Origin of the sequence: Elusimicrobium sp., from assembly GCA_015062115.1 — a bacterium.
In the GTDB taxonomy this organism is placed as follows: domain Bacteria; phylum Elusimicrobiota; class Elusimicrobia; order Elusimicrobiales; family Elusimicrobiaceae; genus Avelusimicrobium.
Genome location: SUVG01000007.1, coordinates 54,883 through 69,745 on the forward strand (window position 1 = coordinate 54,883; position 14,863 = coordinate 69,745).

Below are 14,863 nucleotides of genomic sequence, written 5' to 3' on the forward strand. Positions count from 1 at the left end.
CGTTTGAGCGGGGTTTTTGTATTCAATTTTATTCGGCGCAGATAGCATCGATTTCTGCCAATTCTTCCTCAGTAAAGGTGGCTTTTTCGGCTACATACGCATTTTCGGCAATTTGCTCGGGCTTAGAGGCTCCTATAAGTACACTTGTGATATCTTCGTCTTTTAACACCCAGGACAAAGCCATTTGCGCGAGTGTCTGTCCGCGGCGTTTGGCAATTTCGTTCAACGCGCGAATTTGGGTCAAGCGTTTTTCCGTTAAATGTTCGGCTTTCAGGAATATTCCGCTTTTGGATATGCGGCTATCCTGCGGGATTCCGTTTAAGTATTTATCGGTCAAAAGTCCCTGCGCAAGCGGGCTAAAAGCAATCAGGCCCAGGCCGTTTTTTCCGGCCCATTTTTTAAGGCCGTCTTTTTCGATGTGGCGGTCAAAAATGGAGTAGCGGATTTGGTTGATGATAAACGGGCATTTCAAGTCTTCCAAAATCTCTGCCGCGCGGCGGGTAGTTCGCTTATCGTAATTGGAAATACCGGCATACAATGCGCGCCCGCTGTGTACCGCCGTGGCCAAGGCCCCCATGGTTTCTTCCAAGGGCGTTTGCGGATCCATGCGGTGAGAATAAAAAATATCCACATATTTAATGCCCAAGCGTTTGAGGCTTTGGTCTAAACTGGAAAGAAGATATTTGCGGCTGCCCCAATCTCCGTACGGGCCTTCCCACATGGTGTAGCCGGCTTTGGTGCTGATGATAAGTTCATCGCGATGGGCGGCTAAATCGGTGGCTAAAATTTTGCCGAAATTTTCTTCCGCCGAACCGGGAACGGGGCCGTAATTGTTGGCGGCATCAAAGTGAGTAATGCCGTGGTCGAAGGCGGTTAAGCACATGGCGCGCATATTATTAAAATCGTCGTGAGTGCCGAAATTGTGCCAAATCCCCAAAGAAACGGAAGGCAATTTAAGTCCGCTTTTGCCGCTGCGATTGTATTTCATGCGTTCGTAACGAGACATAGAAACTCCTATAAAACAGCCGGCTGTCGGGCCGGTTGAAGAATTAAAAAATGAGCGGGTCTAACCAAAAAGCAATTATCATGCCCAGTGAATAACTGGTTACATTGATGACCAAACTGAGCAGGAAAGAATTTTTAAGAGACATTTTCCGCTTGTTCATCAGGCGGATAATGAAGGTTTCCGTCAGTAGACAGAAAAACCACAGGAAGGCTGTTTCTTTTACATAGCGGGCCAAAACAAGCCAAGAGACGGCAGTAGTCAGCAGGTTTGCCAAGGCTACGCTATACAACACGGTAAACGGTTTTTGGATATAAGCCAAAAACATGGCGGCAGCCAACAGTTCCAATACCAGAATAATTCCCAACGATAGCCACGCATCCGTACGAACCCAATCGCCGGCAGGAGGGAGCAAGTCCGTCGGCTCAACGGTTAGTTTGTCTTCGTCCACATATACATTAAAACGGGAGCGTAACGAATCGGGCACTTGAAACACATTGCTTTCGCGTTTTGTTCCGTCTTCAAAGGCGATAATCAGTTTTTGGAAATGGTCATATTCGTAGGCAATGGAGAAGCAAGTGCCGGCCGAGCAGTAAAGTTTTTGAATCCCATATTTACCGAGGGGTTTTGTTTCCATGCATTGGTTATCTTTACATTGGATTTGTTCGCTATGGAGGGGGTCAATAAGCGGTTTGGCCTCGGTATTATAAATAAACGAAAAGGCCATTTCCGGTTTGGGGGATACATCGGCCCAAAGCGGGGAAAAAAGAAAAGACAAAAGGGTTAAAAGAAAGATTTTTTTCATAAGGTTTCTCTCGTGTTTCTTTATTTGCTATTATAACATTAAATAGGTAGAAGGGGAAAATAAAAATGTTTACGAAATTACAAAACGAAAGATATGCAGATGTGATGATTTGGGCCATGCAAGCCGCCCGCCGCAACGGAAAATTTAAAAAATACGATACCGTGCTTTTACGCACCGATACGGCAGCCTTGCCGCTTGCTGAAGTTATTTATAAAAAATTATTGGCGGCCCGTTTTAATGTAGTTACGCGCATTATGGTGCCGGAAGGTTTTTCAAAATCTTTTTATGAATTGGGTGATAATAAACAACTTTCTTTTATGGCTCCCGGCGAAAAAGAATTTCAAGGAGCAATCAACGGGTTGATTGCGTTGCATGCTCCGCAAGATTTAACCCACTTAAAAAATATAGATCCTGCCCGTATTGCCAAAAATGCCGTGGCGCGCAAACCTATCCGGGAAATTTTAGACGAGCGGGAACAACAAGGTCTTTTTTCGTGGACGCTGTGTAATTATCCTACCGAAGAATTGGCCGGGCGTGCCGGGCTTAGTGTGAAGGAATACTCCAATCAAATTGTGCGGGCGTGTTTTCTTAACGAAAAAGACCCGGTAAAAAAATGGAAGGAAGTAACCAAGCAAATCGACGAAATCGGGGCGTGGTTAACTTCTTTGCCTATTGATACTTTGCGTGTAGAAAGCGAACATATGGATTTTGAAGTCCTTTTGGGTTCCCAACGCCGCTTTATTGCGGGCGGGGGGTGTAACATACCGTCTTTTGAAATTTTTACCTCTCCCGATTGGCGCGGAACCCGCGGGGTTTATTTTGCCGATTTGTCTTCTTACCGAAGCGGAAACTATGTAAAAGGCGTTCGGTTGGAATTTAAGAACGGGCGCGTGGTAAAGGCAGACGCCGAACAAGGGGCAGATTTTGTACGCAAAATGGTGGCTATGGACCGCGGGGCGGCGCAAATCGGCGAGTTTTCGCTCACGGATCGCCGTTTTTCCAAAATCAATAAATTCATGGCGGATATTTTGTTTGATGAAAACTTCGGCGGGAAATACGGCAATTGCCATGTGGCTATCGGTGCGAGTTATGCCGATACTTTCTCCGGCCCGCAAAGCAAGTTGGATAAAAAAATGAAGGAAAAATTGGGCTTTAACGATTCTTCCTTACACTGGGATTTAATCAATACCGAAAATAAACGGGTCACCGCCCGCTTGAAAGACGGCTCTACCCAGGTAGTGTACGAGAAGGGAGAGTTTAAGTATTAAAGGGACAAGGGCCCAGAAAAAATCTAGGTCCAAAGACTCTTGTTATGTGCAGTTTGTTTTTTTAGAATAATAGTAAGAAGTAAACTTTTTACTCGGGAGAGTGTTATGAGAAAACTGTTGGTTTTTGTAGTATTGACGGGTTTGTTAGCGCCGAACTTGTTTGCTGCGGCGGAAACGGCTAAATTATCTGCCAAGGTAGCAAGCAAGGCCCAAAGCGCACAAAAAACGCGCCAAGAAGAAGTGAGTGCGTTGAAAAAAGAAGTAATCTCCGATTTTGAAACCTTCAAAAAGAGTGTGGCCCGTGTGCATTACTCGGATTGGAGTTTTATTTTCCAATCTATGATTTACTTGCGTGATTCCTACATGAAGCTTCGCCGTTTAGATGCTTCTGCCGCGCGCGAAGTGGCCCCTATCATCAACACTCCCATTTCCATTGATAACGGAAATTATTCTATCCGGGTGGAAAGTTATTGCAATATGGAATCGGTGATGATTTATTCCGAATCGCAAGATCGTGCCGATTTTGACAGTTTCCAAGAAGCGTTGGCTGCCGATTTGGCTGTAGCCACTGCTACGGAAAAAGTTAATGCCGAGTTGTATGTGTTGGCGGCTGAAAATCCTTCCTTTGCGAAAGAAATTAACGCCGTTAAAGCCTCTCACGCCGCTTTGGTGGAAGGCTCCCAAAACCAAACGGGTTCTACTTGGGCGCAATCTCTCTTGTACAAAGTTGAATCTTTGAACGAAGATTTAGCCGCTTTGAAACTTAAAAACTATAAACTTTATCAAGAAGTCTACAAACTTTGTAACCATCCCTACGGTTCCATGAAAAACTTGCAAGCCGTAGAATACCGTGCGGAAGACAGTTTGAACGGTTATGGTTCTGTGCGTACCATTAGATATTATGAAGCCGAACTGATAGAGCAAATAGCTCCCCAAAAAGAGTTTACCAACGTAATGAAGGAAACTGTATTAAAGGAATTCGGTACCTTCAAAAAGCATGCGGCTAATTTAGATTATTACAGCTATGAAGCCATGTTTACCGCCCTGCGCAACGTGCGCGATTCCTATATGGCTTTGCGCAAAGCCAATGCGGCTGCCGCCAAAGATATCGCTAAAACAATCAATACGGAAGTAAAGATTGCCGGCGGTTCTTACCAAATTCATGTAGAATCTTATGTGCGCATGGAAAGCGTAGTCCTCTACGATAGAAGCGAACATTGCCAATGTGCCATGAGAGGCGGAAACCAAGAACGCGATGCCTTTGATGCCTTCCAAGAAGCGTTGGCAGAAGATTTAGGAAAATAACATTTTACTCATAACAAAAAATCTCCGACATCGTCGGAGATTTTTTTGTGCTTTTGACAAAAAAAAACCCGCTTTGAGGCGGGTTTTTCGTAAAGCGGAAAAGGATTAGTGTAACACCTTTAGCGAGGCCTTTTCTTTGGATACCGGCAGACACTCCTGTACGCGGTAGTTTTTACCTGCTACCAATTGGGAAATGGCCGCGATGTCCGCATCGGTTAGCACTTCTTTGTCGTAGGTAGTTCTAAATTCATAACCAAGACCGCTGGTGCGGATGAGGTCAATCGATTCTAAAAGCACGGAAGGGTTGAAATCTACCCCGGTAATAAGGGAGTATTTTTCCAACGGGGCTTTTAGATCCATAGCAATAAAATCTACCCACTTGTTTTCAATCAAATTTCTAAGCACTTCCGGGCGGGTTCCGTTGGTGTCCAGTTTGGTAGCATAGCCCATGTCCTTCAAATCGGCCATAAACTGGGGTAATCCCTCCTGCAGGGTGGGTTCCCCGCCGGAAACAACAACGCCCTCCAGGGTGCCCTGGCGGCGTTTTAGAAAGGCATATACTTCTTCCTTTGCCATGGGTTCGGTGAAAAGATGCGGATATACCAGTTCCGGGTTGTGACAATAACGGCAACGGAAATTGCAACCTTGGGTGAATACTACCGCCGCCGGTCTTCCCGGAAAATCTATGAGCGTAAATTTAATCAATCCGCCTATTTTCATCCGAACACCACAGCAATGGGGTTAAATTATTTGCAGTCGCAGCCGCATTCCACATGCATGGTTTTGCGCATGGCAAATTCTTCTTTTTTACCGTTGTTCCAGTTTTGTACCGGGCGCAAATAACCTACTACGCGAGAGTAAACTTCACATTTGGAACCATGTACTTCGGCCATTTCTTTTTTAAGTTCGGAAATTTGGTTTTCTACGGCTTGTCTTTCTTGTGCGGTCATAATTATTCTCCTAGAGTTTATGGCTGGTCTTACGGCATACGGGCCCGTGAAAACCCGTACTTTATTATGGCACTTTCGTACCCCCGTTTCAACTGCTTTTTTGGGTTATCTTTTGGCGAAAAATAACCCAAAAAAGGTATAGGTGGAAGAACTATTTGCTATACAACTGTTCTTCTAAAAGTTTTACTTTGCGTTCAAGTTCCTGCATCCGTTCTGCTTTACATTTGGGGCATTCAAAGTGTTCGCCTTCAATGTAACCGCATTTGGGGCAGACGCTGAACGTAGGCGTGATGGAGAAATACGGCAATACATATTTTTCACACACCGTTTTAATAAAGCGTTTCATCGCTTCCAAATCTTTGATTTTTTCACCGGTGAAGATATGTTGTACCGTTCCGCCGGTGTATTTGGATTGAATCGTCGCTTGTAAATCTAACATTTCGAACACATCGTCCGTATAGTTGACGGGCAACTGGGAAGAGTTCGTGTAGAAAGGTTGGTGGCCTTGTTTGTAAAGGGCTTCGTTGGCGCAGATAATTTCCGGGTAGCGTTCTTTATCTAATTTGGCCAAGCGGTAAGAAGTACCTTCTGCCGGGGTGGCTTCCAAGTTGTAGTTGTTGCCGGTTTCTTCTTGGAAAGAAACCAAGGTTTCGCGCATGAAGGTAAGCACTTTTTCGGCAAAGGCTTTTCCTTTTTCGGTACCGATATCTTCGCCGATTAAGTTTACCGCGGCTTCGTTTAAGCCCACCAAACCAATCGTGGAGAAGTGGTTTTTCCAGTATTCGTTGAAACGTTGGCGGACGCTGCGCAAGTAGAAACTCATGTACGGATAGAGGTTCCCTTTCGTGAAGCGTTCAATGATTTTACGTTTGATTTCCAAACTGGTTTTGGCCACTTCCATGCGGTCTTTCAAATTGGCAAAAAATTCTTCTTCATTTTTGGAGAGGTAACCCAAGCGCGGCAAGTTGATGGTTACCACACCGATAGAACCCGTCAGCGGGGCAGAGCCGAATAAGCCGCCGCCGCGTTTTCTGAGTTCGCGGTTGTCGATGCGTAAACGGCAGCACATGGAACGGGCATCTTCGGGGTTCATGTCGGAGTTGATGAAGTTGGCAAAGTACGGAATACCGTATTTGGCCGTCATTTCCCACAACGGGGTAAGTTTCGGGTTATCCCAATCGAAATCCCGGGTGATGTTATAGGTAGGAATCGGGAAGGTGAATACGCGGCCTTTGGCGTCCCCGGCAAGCATTACTTCGCAGAACGCACGGTTGAGCATATCCATTTCGTCTTGGAATTCTCCGTAGGTTTTGTCTTGCAATTTACCGCCGATAATGACCGGTTGGTCTTTATAGTAAGAAGGAACGGTCAAGTCCAGCGTTAAGTTGGTAAACGGCGTTTGGAAACCCACGCGGGTCGGCACGTTTACATTGAACAAAAATTCTTGCAAGGCTTGTTTTACTTCATCATAAGAAAGTTTATCGTAATAGATAAAAGGAGCGAGCAATGTATCAAAGTTGCTGAAGGCCTGAGCCCCGGCACTTTCACCCTGTAAGGTATAGAAAAAGTTAACTACTTGTCCTAATGCGGTGCGGAAGTGTTTGGCCGGTTTGCTTTCGGCTTTTCCCACTACGCCGGTAAACCCGCTTAAGAGTAAATCTTGCAAATCCCACCCTACGCAATAGGCACCCAAGAGGCCCAAATCGTGCAGATGGAAATCGCCTTCCGAGTGCATGCGTTTTACATTGTCCGGGTAGATTTTATTCAGCCAATATACTTTGCTGATTTCGGAGGAAATGTAGTTGTTAAGCCCTTGCAACGAATATCCCATGTTGCTGTTTTCGTTTACTTGCCAATCCATTTTTTGCAAATATTGGTCTACCAAATCTACATTGAATTTGGAAGTAATTTCGCGCATACGGGCGTGTTGGTCGCGGTATAAGATGTAGGCTTTGGCCGTTTTGTGGTAGTTAGAGGTCAACAGCACATCTTCCACAATGTCTTGCACGTTTTCCACATTGGGAACCGTATCGGAATAAAGTTGTTGAATAATGTTAATGGCGCGGATCGTCAATTTTTTGGCGGTTTCCGCATCAAATTCTCCGGTTACTTCGGCGGCTTTAGAAATCGCTTTCGTAATTTTTTTAGAATCAAAACGTTGGGTTGTACCGTCTCTTTTGACGATATGGGTGATTACTTCAGAGTTTTCCATAATTACATTTCCTAAGTTTTAGTGGGGTGTTTCCGCCAGTGCAGAACTAGCGGTTATTAAAATTTTGACAAATACAGACTAAAAATGCAAATCTCGTCTAAAAATTATTTTTTTAAGGCCCGATAAAAAAAGAGTTATCGTCGATAAAATCAAAATTTTATAAACCCGAACAAACAAAAAATATTTTATTTGTTATTAGTAATTATTCCTAATAAGTGAGATATTTGTCAAGCAATTTTTTTAGAAAATGGCATATTGCTTAAAAAATAAGGAAAAAATTTTGCACTTTAGTTTGTATAAAGAAGTAATATAATCTTTTTTTAGGGTTGACGGAAAGGGCCCAAAGTAGTTAAATGAAGAAAAAGAAACCAATAAAGGGGGGATAAATATGAACTTTTATCAATGGTGTGTATTAGTAGCCGTAGTGGCTTTTGTAGCGTTTGTAGTATTTGCGGTGCGGACGCTTTTGCAAATTTCCCGCACGGCCGAAGCCGTGGAATACTTGGCTGTAACTACCGCGGAAAATGTAGAAAAAACCAAAAGCACTTTTGAACTGATTGACAATGTGTCTTCTTTGTTAGACACCGGTTTTTATAAAGCGCTTAAATTGGGAATCAGTTTAGTAAAACAATTAAAGAAATAAAATATAAGAACTTATCAGTAAAGGCATAACCCACAGGTTATGCCTTTACTCTTTTATATGCTTGATTTAAGTACTAACGGTTGAGCAGCCAGAATGCTCCGGTTAAATAAGTGGCAAAGGCAATCCATATCATATAAGGAATCATCAGGTTGCCGGCCCAACGGCTTTGTTTGTAAAAGGCTTTTAACAGCCACACCCCTTCCGCCAGCATACCTGCCACCAAGATAAAAGCCGCTCCCAAGTTTTGTTCTCCAAAGAAAATAGGAGTCCAGCAAGCATTGAGTGCCAGTTGCAGTAAAAACAAACAAGCGGGTTTTTTGGTAGTTGACTTTGGAAAGTCTTTAAGTGCCAAAAAAGCTGCTATCCCTATCAGCACATACAATACGGCCCATACCAGCCCGAAAATGCCGTTGGGCGGAGTAAACGGCGGGGCCGTTAGTTGGTTGTACCAGTCCATGTTTTCCATGACGGCTTCCGAACCCACCAGGCCCGCCAGTTGGCAAAGAGCCAACCAAAAAATAAACTTAATGAATTTCATTTTTTAACCCCCTTGTTGTTAATTTAGAAAAACAAAAAAAAATCTAAACCCCTAAAAAAGGGTTAGGTGCTTTGTGCGGAGTCGGGCCAAAAATGGTAAAATAAAAACAATCGTATTTATATTTTCAAATTCGAGGATTCTATGGACACCAAACTGATTACGGAAATTACCAATTGGCTTAAGACCACCGATTTAGCCGAATTTTGTTACGAAAAAGACGGCGATTCTATCGAAGTAAAAACCCAAGAAGCCCTGCCCGAACCTGCGCAATTTGCTTGTTCTCTTGTCCCGGTCACTTCCCCGGCGGTAGGTATTTATCATGCGGCGGAAAAAGGAAAAAACCTCGTTTTTAAGGAAGGCCAAGCAGTAAAAGAAGGGGATTCTTTGGGCTTTGTGGAAACCGTTTCTGCCAAGCATAAAATTACGGTTCCCGTTTCCGGTAAACTCCGTGTCGTTACCGCCCAGGAAGGGGCTCCCGTAGAATTTGGTTTGCCGCTTTTCTTTATTGAAAAATAGGAGTCAGTCATGTCCGCGCAAATCAAAATTACTCCTTTCAAAAAAGTTCTTATCGCCAACCGCGGCGAAATTGCCTTGCGTGTAATTCGCACGCTTAAAGAAATGGGCATCGGTTCGGTGGCCGTATATTCCGAGGCCGACCGCTCCAGCCTGCATGTGCGCATGGCCGACGAAGCCGTTTGCATTGGGGCTGCGCCTTCTTCTTTAAGTTATCTAAACATTGATGCGATTGTAACTGCGGCTAAAATTACGGGGGCCGATGCCGTGCACCCGGGGTACGGTTTTCTTTCCGAAAATGCCGATTTTGCCGAGGCCGTTACCAAAGCCGGTATGACTTTTATCGGCCCGACCGCCAAGGCTATTTCCATGTTGGGCGTCAAATCTACCGCGCGCGATATTGCCGTAAAAGCCGGCGTGCCGATTACGCCCGGTTCCGACGGAGTAGTCGGTAAAAACTTCCGCGAAGTAGCCCGCAAAATCGGTTTTCCTATTATGATTAAAGCTTCTTTGGGCGGCGGTGGAAAAGGGATGCGTGCATGCTTAAAAGAAGAAGATTTGGAACGCATGATGAAGACGGCCCAAGGCGAAGCCAAAGCCAATTTCGGCGATGACCGTGTTTATTTTGAAAAACTCGTTTTGAATCCGCGCCATATTGAAGTACAAGTGGCGGGGGATAACTATGGTAATGTCGTGGCTTTTGCCGAGCGCGACTGCAGTATGCAACGCCGCCACCAAAAATTGGTGGAAGAATCACCCTCCCCGTTTGTGGATGCCGTTACCCGCAAAAAACTCTGCGAAGCGGCTTGCAAACTCGTAAAAGCCGCTAAATATCGCGGCGTCGGTACGGTGGAATTTTTGATGGCGCAAAATAAAGAATTTTATTTCATGGAAGTAAACACGCGCCTTCAGGTGGAACACCCGGTTACGGAGGCCGTTTGCGGGCAAGATTTGGTGAAAATGCAAATTCAAATTGCCCAGGGCGAACCGCTTCACATCACGCAGGAAGAAGCAGCCACCATCAATTGCCATGCCATTGAACACCGCATCAACGCGGAAGACAGTTCTAAAAATTTTACGCCGTGCCCCGGCACCATTGAAGAGTGGATTCCTGCCGGCGGTTTGGGAGTTCGTGTGGACAGCCATATGTACACGGGCTACACTATCCCCAGTTATTACGACAGTTTAATTGCCAAGTTAATCGTTACCGCCCCCGACCGCGCCAAACTTTTGGAACGCAGCCGCCGTTGCTTGGGCGAATTTGTTATCGGCGGGGTACAAACCACGATTCCGTTTCACCACAAAATAGTGGAAAACGAAGATTTCATAAACGGCAATATGGATACGGGCCTCATTGAACGCATGATGGCCAAGGAACAGGAAAAAAGTGAAAGCCAAAAATAAAATTTTAGGCCCGCGCGCGCTAAAAAAGTTCGTGGAAAATGAACGCGCCGCCGGCAAGAAAATTGTATTTACCAACGGATGTTTTGACATTTTGCACGCCGGGCATGTGAGTGTGTTGGAGTTCTCCCGCGCTAAAGGCGATGTGTTGATTGTCGGTATGAACAGCGATGCTTCCGTCCGTCGGTTAAAAGGCCCTACCCGCCCCGTTAACACACAAGCGGATCGTGCTTTGGTGTTGGCAGGATTGGAAAGCGTATCTGCCGTGGCTATTTTTGAGGAAGATACCCCGTATAATTTAATCAAAGCCGTTTGCCCCGATGTGCTTGTGAAGGGGGGCGATTATAAACCCAGCGAAATTGTGGGCCGTGAATTTGCAAAAAAAGTGGTGCGCTTTGCTCTGTTAAAGGGCCGTTCCACCACAAACATTATTAAAAAAGTAAGTAAATAAAATACTCCGGGCAAAAGGCCCCGGGGGATTTTTTGCGAGGAAAAAACATGTCTGATATTTTTGAGAAATGCAGGAATTTTAAGGACGCCAAAATTGCCATGCGTATGGGCATCTACGGTTATTTCCAACCGATTGAGTCCGCGCAAGGGCCCGAAGTGGTATTGGACGGAAAAACCTATATTATGGCAGGTTCCAACAACTACTTGGGTTTGGCCGATGACCCGGAAATGAAAAAAGCCGCCAGTGAAGCCGCTTTGAAATACGGCACGGGCTGTGCGGGTTCCCGCTTTTTGAACGGAAACACCAAAGCCGCTGATGCGTTGGAACAAAAAATCGCCGATTTTAAGCGCAAAGAAGCGGGTTTGATTTTCTCTACCGGATATCAGATGAACTTGGGTGTGGTGTCTTGCCTTGTTAAAAAAGGCGACTATGCCATTGTAGATAAATTGGATCATGCCAGCATCTTGGACGGCATTAAACTTTCCGAAGGCGAGATGGTGCGCTTTAAGCACAACGATCCTGCCGATTTGGAACGCGTTATCTCCAAACTCCCCGAAGAAGCCGGTAAACTGATTATTGTGGACGGTGTGTTTAGTATGGAAGGGGACATCTGCCCCTTGCCCGAAATTGTAAAAATCGGGAAAAAATACGGCGCCCGCATTATGGTGGACGATGCCCACGCTACGGGTATCATTGGTAAAACGGGCCGCGGCACCTGCGAATACTTCGGGTTGGAAAACGGCGAAGTCGATTTGGTAGTGGGTACCTGCTCCAAAACCTTTGCCACCGTCGGAGGTTTTGTGGTCGGCTCCGAAGAAGTGATTCACTATATCCGCCACTCTGCGCGCAGCCAAATTTTCTCTGCCGCGCTTCCTCCGGCCTCTGTGGCTTCCATTACAAAAGCTTTGGAACTCATTGAAAACGATACCTCGCGTCGCGACAATTTGTTCCGCTTAACTGCTAAACTTAAAAAAGGTTTGGAAGACCTTGGTTTTGATTTGGGCACCAGCACTACGCCCATCTTGCCCGTACATGTAGGAAGCAACGAAAACTGCTTCAAAATGTGGCGCGCCTTGCACGAAATGGGCATCTTCTCCAACCCGGTAGTAAGTCCTGCTGTGCCTCCGGGCCGCGCACTTATGCGCCTTACCTTGATGGCTACCCACACGGACGAACATGTGGAAAAAATCATCGCGGCGTTTGCGCAAGCGGGCCGTGCGGTGGGAATCATTAAATAGTTTTACTGTAAAAAGCCCCGCTGACGGCGGGGCTTTATTTTTTGAGGGGGAAATATGAGTGTGCAAGTTCGGTTGATTACTGATAACGAATTAAAAGAGTTTGTAGATTTTCCGTTTGAACTGTATAAGGACAACCCCTATTGGGTGGGGGAATTGAAAGCGGATACGGTTAAACTTTTGCGGCAGGATAATGCTTTTTGGCATCATGCCGAAAGAGCCCTTTTTATAGCCTGTCAAAACGGCAAACCCGTCGGCCGCATTATGGCCTTGGTGAACCAGGCCCATAATGAATACCAAAAAGAAAATATCGGCTTTTTCGGTTTTTTTGATTGTATCAATGACGAAAAAGTTTCAGCCGCGCTCTTTGCCAAAGCCGAAGATTGGTTGCGTGCCAAAGGTGTATCTGCCGTACGCGGCCCGGCTAATCCGTCCAGCAACCATGTGTATGGGTTACTGACGGATAGTTTTGATTCCATGCCCGCTATTATGATGCCTTACAATTTTCCTTACTATATGGAGTTGATTGAAAAGGCGGGTTTTAGCAAAGTAAAAGATTTGCTTGCCTTCCACCGCACAAAAGAGGATAAATTTTCCGAACGGTTTTTGAAGGTTTGTTCCCGTTGTGAACGCGCAAAAGGCATTACCCTTCGCCGCTTAAACTTGAAAAATTTGGAACAGGAAGCCGAAATTATCCGCGATATTTACAATAAAGCCTGGGCGGAAAACTGGGGCTTTGTTCCGCTTGATAAACAAGGTATGGCCGATGTGGTAAACGAGTTAAAACTGGTAGTAAAGCCGGAAGGTACTTGCGTGTTGGAAGTGGACGGCGTACCGGCCGGGTTTTATATCGCTATTCCCAATATGAACCATGCTTTGAAAGAACTTCGCGGAAGTTTGGCTAATCCTTGGCGGATATTAAAAGCCTTATGGGCTTGGCGCAAGATTAAAGATGCCCGCCTGATTATGTTGGGGGTTTCACCGGAGTTTCGCAAACGCGGAATAGATTTGGTGCTTATCAAACACATTGTAGATCATGGGGTAGCCGTATGGAACGAGGCCGAACTATCCTGGGTGTTGGAAGATAACGAAGGCATCATTCGCGGCATTATGGAAAGCGGTTGTCACCCTTCCAAACGCTACCGCGTTTATCAAAAGGAATTGTAATTACTTTTGCTAACAAAAAAACCTTACCTAATTTTAGGTAAGGTTTTTTTGTTAGAGCCTTGATCTATTTTTTTTTTTTCGTACAATACCCCTAAGCGGCAGGCTGATAAAAATAGTATGTTGTTTACTTGCCGTAAAATGGGTTAAGAGAGGTTTTGCATGAAGAAAGGTTTTACTTTGATAGAACTTTTAGTAGTGGTTTTAATCATCGGTATATTATCCGCGGTGGCTTTACCACAGTATAATAAAGCCGTGTTACGCTCTAAATCTGTTCAGTTACAAACGGCTCTAAAATCGTTTGTGGATACAGAGAGAATTTATTTTTTAGAAAATGGGGTTCGTGCTACGGCCATTACCCAACTATCGCTTCCCTACAATACCAATTCTGCCGGAGATATTGCACCGGAAAATGTTTACTTTGAACTTTCCAATGATGACTACAGTGTTCATCTTAGTTATGCGCTATGGAAAAGCGGCACCTACAAAGGCCAAGGCCTTTTGTATGTTCATCATGGAAAAGCATTTAGTAAATGTGGTTGTGTTATTTGTGTAGGAGATGAGTTTTGCAAGGGGCTTTCCGGCACCTTGCTACGCCAAACTTACGGAAGAAGATTCTATCTGTTGCCGGACAGTAATTGCTCCGGTCAAACGACGCGTTGTTCTCTTACTTAGCAAAGAAGAACACCCTCACCCCTACTGCCACACAAAGCGCAACAAGCAGTCCCATTACGCTAGCGATAATTTCCGTCATTTTGGGGGTAGGGGAAATCTGCTCGTTCGGTAGGGCGTTCAAGCGTTTTTGATATACCACCGGTGCCAGGCAGAACAGGGCATACCCCGTTAAACGGTAGAAGGTTCCAAAGGGGCAGAATACGAGCATCAGTCCGCCCAGCCACAGGGTTCCCCACAGGCCGGCCGGCCAGGCTGTTTTTTTACGCATATATTCGCAGGTGCGGTTGATAAGCGCGGCTAAAGTAAAAAAGGTAAATCCTCCGCCTAAAGTTCGTACGAACGCCCCGTGTTTCAGCGGGCCGCCTTCCAAACGCTTAAACCCTTGCAGGACGGCTTGCCATTGTTTATAAATCCAATAAAAAGAAAACAACCCGCCACTGGCCAGGTTCAGCACCAAGAAAGTGTATTCGTGAATAAAATAAAAGGTGTTGGAAAGACCTAATTTTTTAAGTTCAGTCTTTCGTTTTTCCCGGTCGGCTTGAGAGGTATAATTCCATTTTTTCATGCCCAGCGCATAGACCGCATACAAGATGGCAAGCGCCAGTAGCATTTCCAATAATCGTTGCATAAGGGTATTATAGCCAATTTTAAGCGTAAGAAAAAAGGGGTTTCTATAGTTAATATGCTCAAAAAATAGTAA

At 45.2% G+C, this 14,863-nt stretch carries 16 protein-coding genes; 9 read left to right on the forward strand and 7 right to left on the reverse strand.

The genetic code is table 11. The features are described from left to right. Positions 1 to 28: 28 nt before the first annotated feature. Positions 29 to 1,006, reverse strand: a complete 978-nt coding sequence (gene mgrA, locus E7027_06225; GenBank protein ID MBE6421700.1) for an L-glyceraldehyde 3-phosphate reductase — start codon at positions 1,004 to 1,006, stop codon at positions 29 to 31. A gap of 43 nt (positions 1,007 to 1,049) precedes the next feature. Continuing rightward, the gene (locus E7027_06230) at positions 1,050 to 1,808 is read right to left on the reverse strand and encodes a hypothetical protein (protein ID MBE6421701.1); all 759 of its coding nucleotides are present in this window, start codon (positions 1,806 to 1,808) and stop codon (positions 1,050 to 1,052) included. Positions 1,809 to 1,873: 65 nt separating this feature from the next. Here E7027_06230 and E7027_06235 point away from each other — a divergent pair, with 65 nt between their 5' ends. Both E7027_06235 and E7027_06240 read left to right on the forward strand, forming a co-directional pair. Next, positions 1,874 to 3,076, forward strand: coding sequence for an aminopeptidase (locus E7027_06235; protein ID MBE6421702.1), 1,203 nt, complete (start codon positions 1,874 to 1,876; stop codon positions 3,074 to 3,076). A 105-nt stretch (positions 3,077 to 3,181) separates the two neighbouring features. Continuing rightward, positions 3,182 to 4,381, forward strand: a complete 1,200-nt coding sequence (locus E7027_06240; GenBank protein ID MBE6421703.1) for a hypothetical protein — start codon at positions 3,182 to 3,184, stop codon at positions 4,379 to 4,381. Between the two features lie 105 nt (positions 4,382 to 4,486). Here the strand turns inward: E7027_06240 and E7027_06245 are convergent, their stop codons facing one another. The 3 genes from E7027_06245 to E7027_06255 form a co-directional block, all read right to left on the reverse strand. Continuing rightward, entirely contained in the window at positions 4,487 to 5,101 is a 615-nt protein-coding gene (locus tag E7027_06245; GenBank protein ID MBE6421704.1) for an anaerobic ribonucleoside-triphosphate reductase activating protein, read from the reverse strand. Between the two features lie 26 nt (positions 5,102 to 5,127). Next, positions 5,128 to 5,331, reverse strand: a complete 204-nt coding sequence (locus E7027_06250; GenBank protein ID MBE6421705.1) for a hypothetical protein — start codon at positions 5,329 to 5,331, stop codon at positions 5,128 to 5,130. A gap of 151 nt (positions 5,332 to 5,482) precedes the next feature. Continuing rightward, positions 5,483 to 7,543 carry a ribonucleoside triphosphate reductase gene (locus E7027_06255; GenBank protein ID MBE6421706.1) on the reverse strand — a complete coding sequence of 687 codons (2,061 nt, stop codon included), beginning with the start codon at positions 7,541 to 7,543 and terminating at the stop codon, positions 5,483 to 5,485. 388 nt (positions 7,544 to 7,931) lie between these two features. On the opposite strand from E7027_06255, the gene E7027_06260 reads away from it, so the two are divergent. After that, complete coding sequence (locus E7027_06260) at positions 7,932 to 8,186, forward strand: hypothetical protein (GenBank protein ID MBE6421707.1); 255 nt, start codon at positions 7,932 to 7,934, stop codon at positions 8,184 to 8,186. A gap of 73 nt (positions 8,187 to 8,259) precedes the next feature. Here E7027_06260 and E7027_06265 read toward each other — a convergent pair whose 3' ends face one another. Continuing rightward, entirely contained in the window at positions 8,260 to 8,724 is a 465-nt protein-coding gene (locus tag E7027_06265; protein MBE6421708.1) for a tryptophan-rich sensory protein, read from the reverse strand. 141 nt (positions 8,725 to 8,865) lie between these two features. On the opposite strand from E7027_06265, the gene E7027_06270 reads away from it, so the two are divergent. From E7027_06270 to E7027_06295, 6 genes are all read left to right on the forward strand, one after another. Beyond that, complete coding sequence (locus E7027_06270) at positions 8,866 to 9,240, forward strand: hypothetical protein (GenBank protein ID MBE6421709.1); 375 nt, start codon at positions 8,866 to 8,868, stop codon at positions 9,238 to 9,240. 9 nt (positions 9,241 to 9,249) lie between these two features. Further along, positions 9,250 to 10,641, forward strand: coding sequence for an acetyl-CoA carboxylase biotin carboxylase subunit (accC, locus tag E7027_06275; GenBank protein ID MBE6421710.1), 1,392 nt, complete (start codon positions 9,250 to 9,252; stop codon positions 10,639 to 10,641). Further along, on the forward strand, positions 10,625 to 11,089 hold the full coding sequence (gene rfaE2, locus E7027_06280) for a D-glycero-beta-D-manno-heptose 1-phosphate adenylyltransferase (GenBank protein MBE6421711.1): 465 nt from the start codon (positions 10,625 to 10,627) through the stop codon (positions 11,087 to 11,089). The genes accC and rfaE2 overlap by 17 nt, the downstream gene beginning before the upstream one ends. Positions 11,090 to 11,136: 47 nt before the next feature. Next, the gene (locus E7027_06285; GenBank protein MBE6421712.1) at positions 11,137 to 12,327 is read left to right on the forward strand and encodes a pyridoxal phosphate-dependent aminotransferase family protein; all 1,191 of its coding nucleotides are present in this window, start codon (positions 11,137 to 11,139) and stop codon (positions 12,325 to 12,327) included. A gap of 54 nt (positions 12,328 to 12,381) precedes the next feature. Next, complete coding sequence (locus E7027_06290) at positions 12,382 to 13,491, forward strand: GNAT family N-acetyltransferase (GenBank protein ID MBE6421713.1); 1,110 nt, start codon at positions 12,382 to 12,384, stop codon at positions 13,489 to 13,491. Between the two features lie 159 nt (positions 13,492 to 13,650). Then, positions 13,651 to 14,163, forward strand: coding sequence for a prepilin-type N-terminal cleavage/methylation domain-containing protein (locus E7027_06295; protein MBE6421714.1), 513 nt, complete (start codon positions 13,651 to 13,653; stop codon positions 14,161 to 14,163). Here the strand turns inward: E7027_06295 and E7027_06300 are convergent. Next, entirely contained in the window at positions 14,156 to 14,791 is a 636-nt protein-coding gene (locus tag E7027_06300; protein MBE6421715.1) for a hypothetical protein, read from the reverse strand. The two genes, E7027_06295 and E7027_06300, sit on opposite strands and share 8 nt — an antisense overlap. Between the last annotated feature and the right edge of the window lie 72 nt (positions 14,792 to 14,863).

Coding starts and splice junctions, on each gene's coding strand:
- mgrA (MBE6421700.1), bottom strand. CDS start 1,006: ATGTCTCGTTACGAACGCATGAAATACAATCGCAGCGGCAAAAGCGGA.
- E7027_06230 (MBE6421701.1), bottom strand. CDS start 1,808: ATGAAAAAAATCTTTCTTTTAACCCTTTTGTCTTTTCTTTTTTCCCCG.
- E7027_06235 (MBE6421702.1), top strand. CDS start 1,874: ATGTTTACGAAATTACAAAACGAAAGATATGCAGATGTGATGATTTGG.
- E7027_06240 (MBE6421703.1), top strand. CDS start 3,182: ATGAGAAAACTGTTGGTTTTTGTAGTATTGACGGGTTTGTTAGCGCCG.
- E7027_06245 (MBE6421704.1), bottom strand. CDS start 5,101: ATGAAAATAGGCGGATTGATTAAATTTACGCTCATAGATTTTCCGGGA.
- E7027_06250 (MBE6421705.1), bottom strand. CDS start 5,331: ATGACCGCACAAGAAAGACAAGCCGTAGAAAACCAAATTTCCGAACTT.
- E7027_06255 (MBE6421706.1), bottom strand. CDS start 7,543: ATGGAAAACTCTGAAGTAATCACCCATATCGTCAAAAGAGACGGTACA.
- E7027_06260 (MBE6421707.1), top strand. CDS start 7,932: ATGAACTTTTATCAATGGTGTGTATTAGTAGCCGTAGTGGCTTTTGTA.
- E7027_06265 (MBE6421708.1), bottom strand. CDS start 8,724: ATGAAATTCATTAAGTTTATTTTTTGGTTGGCTCTTTGCCAACTGGCG.
- E7027_06270 (MBE6421709.1), top strand. CDS start 8,866: ATGGACACCAAACTGATTACGGAAATTACCAATTGGCTTAAGACCACC.
- accC (MBE6421710.1), top strand. CDS start 9,250: ATGTCCGCGCAAATCAAAATTACTCCTTTCAAAAAAGTTCTTATCGCC.
- E7027_06285 (MBE6421712.1), top strand. CDS start 11,137: ATGTCTGATATTTTTGAGAAATGCAGGAATTTTAAGGACGCCAAAATT.
- E7027_06290 (MBE6421713.1), top strand. CDS start 12,382: ATGAGTGTGCAAGTTCGGTTGATTACTGATAACGAATTAAAAGAGTTT.
- E7027_06295 (MBE6421714.1), top strand. CDS start 13,651: ATGAAGAAAGGTTTTACTTTGATAGAACTTTTAGTAGTGGTTTTAATC.
- E7027_06300 (MBE6421715.1), bottom strand. CDS start 14,791: ATGCAACGATTATTGGAAATGCTACTGGCGCTTGCCATCTTGTATGCG.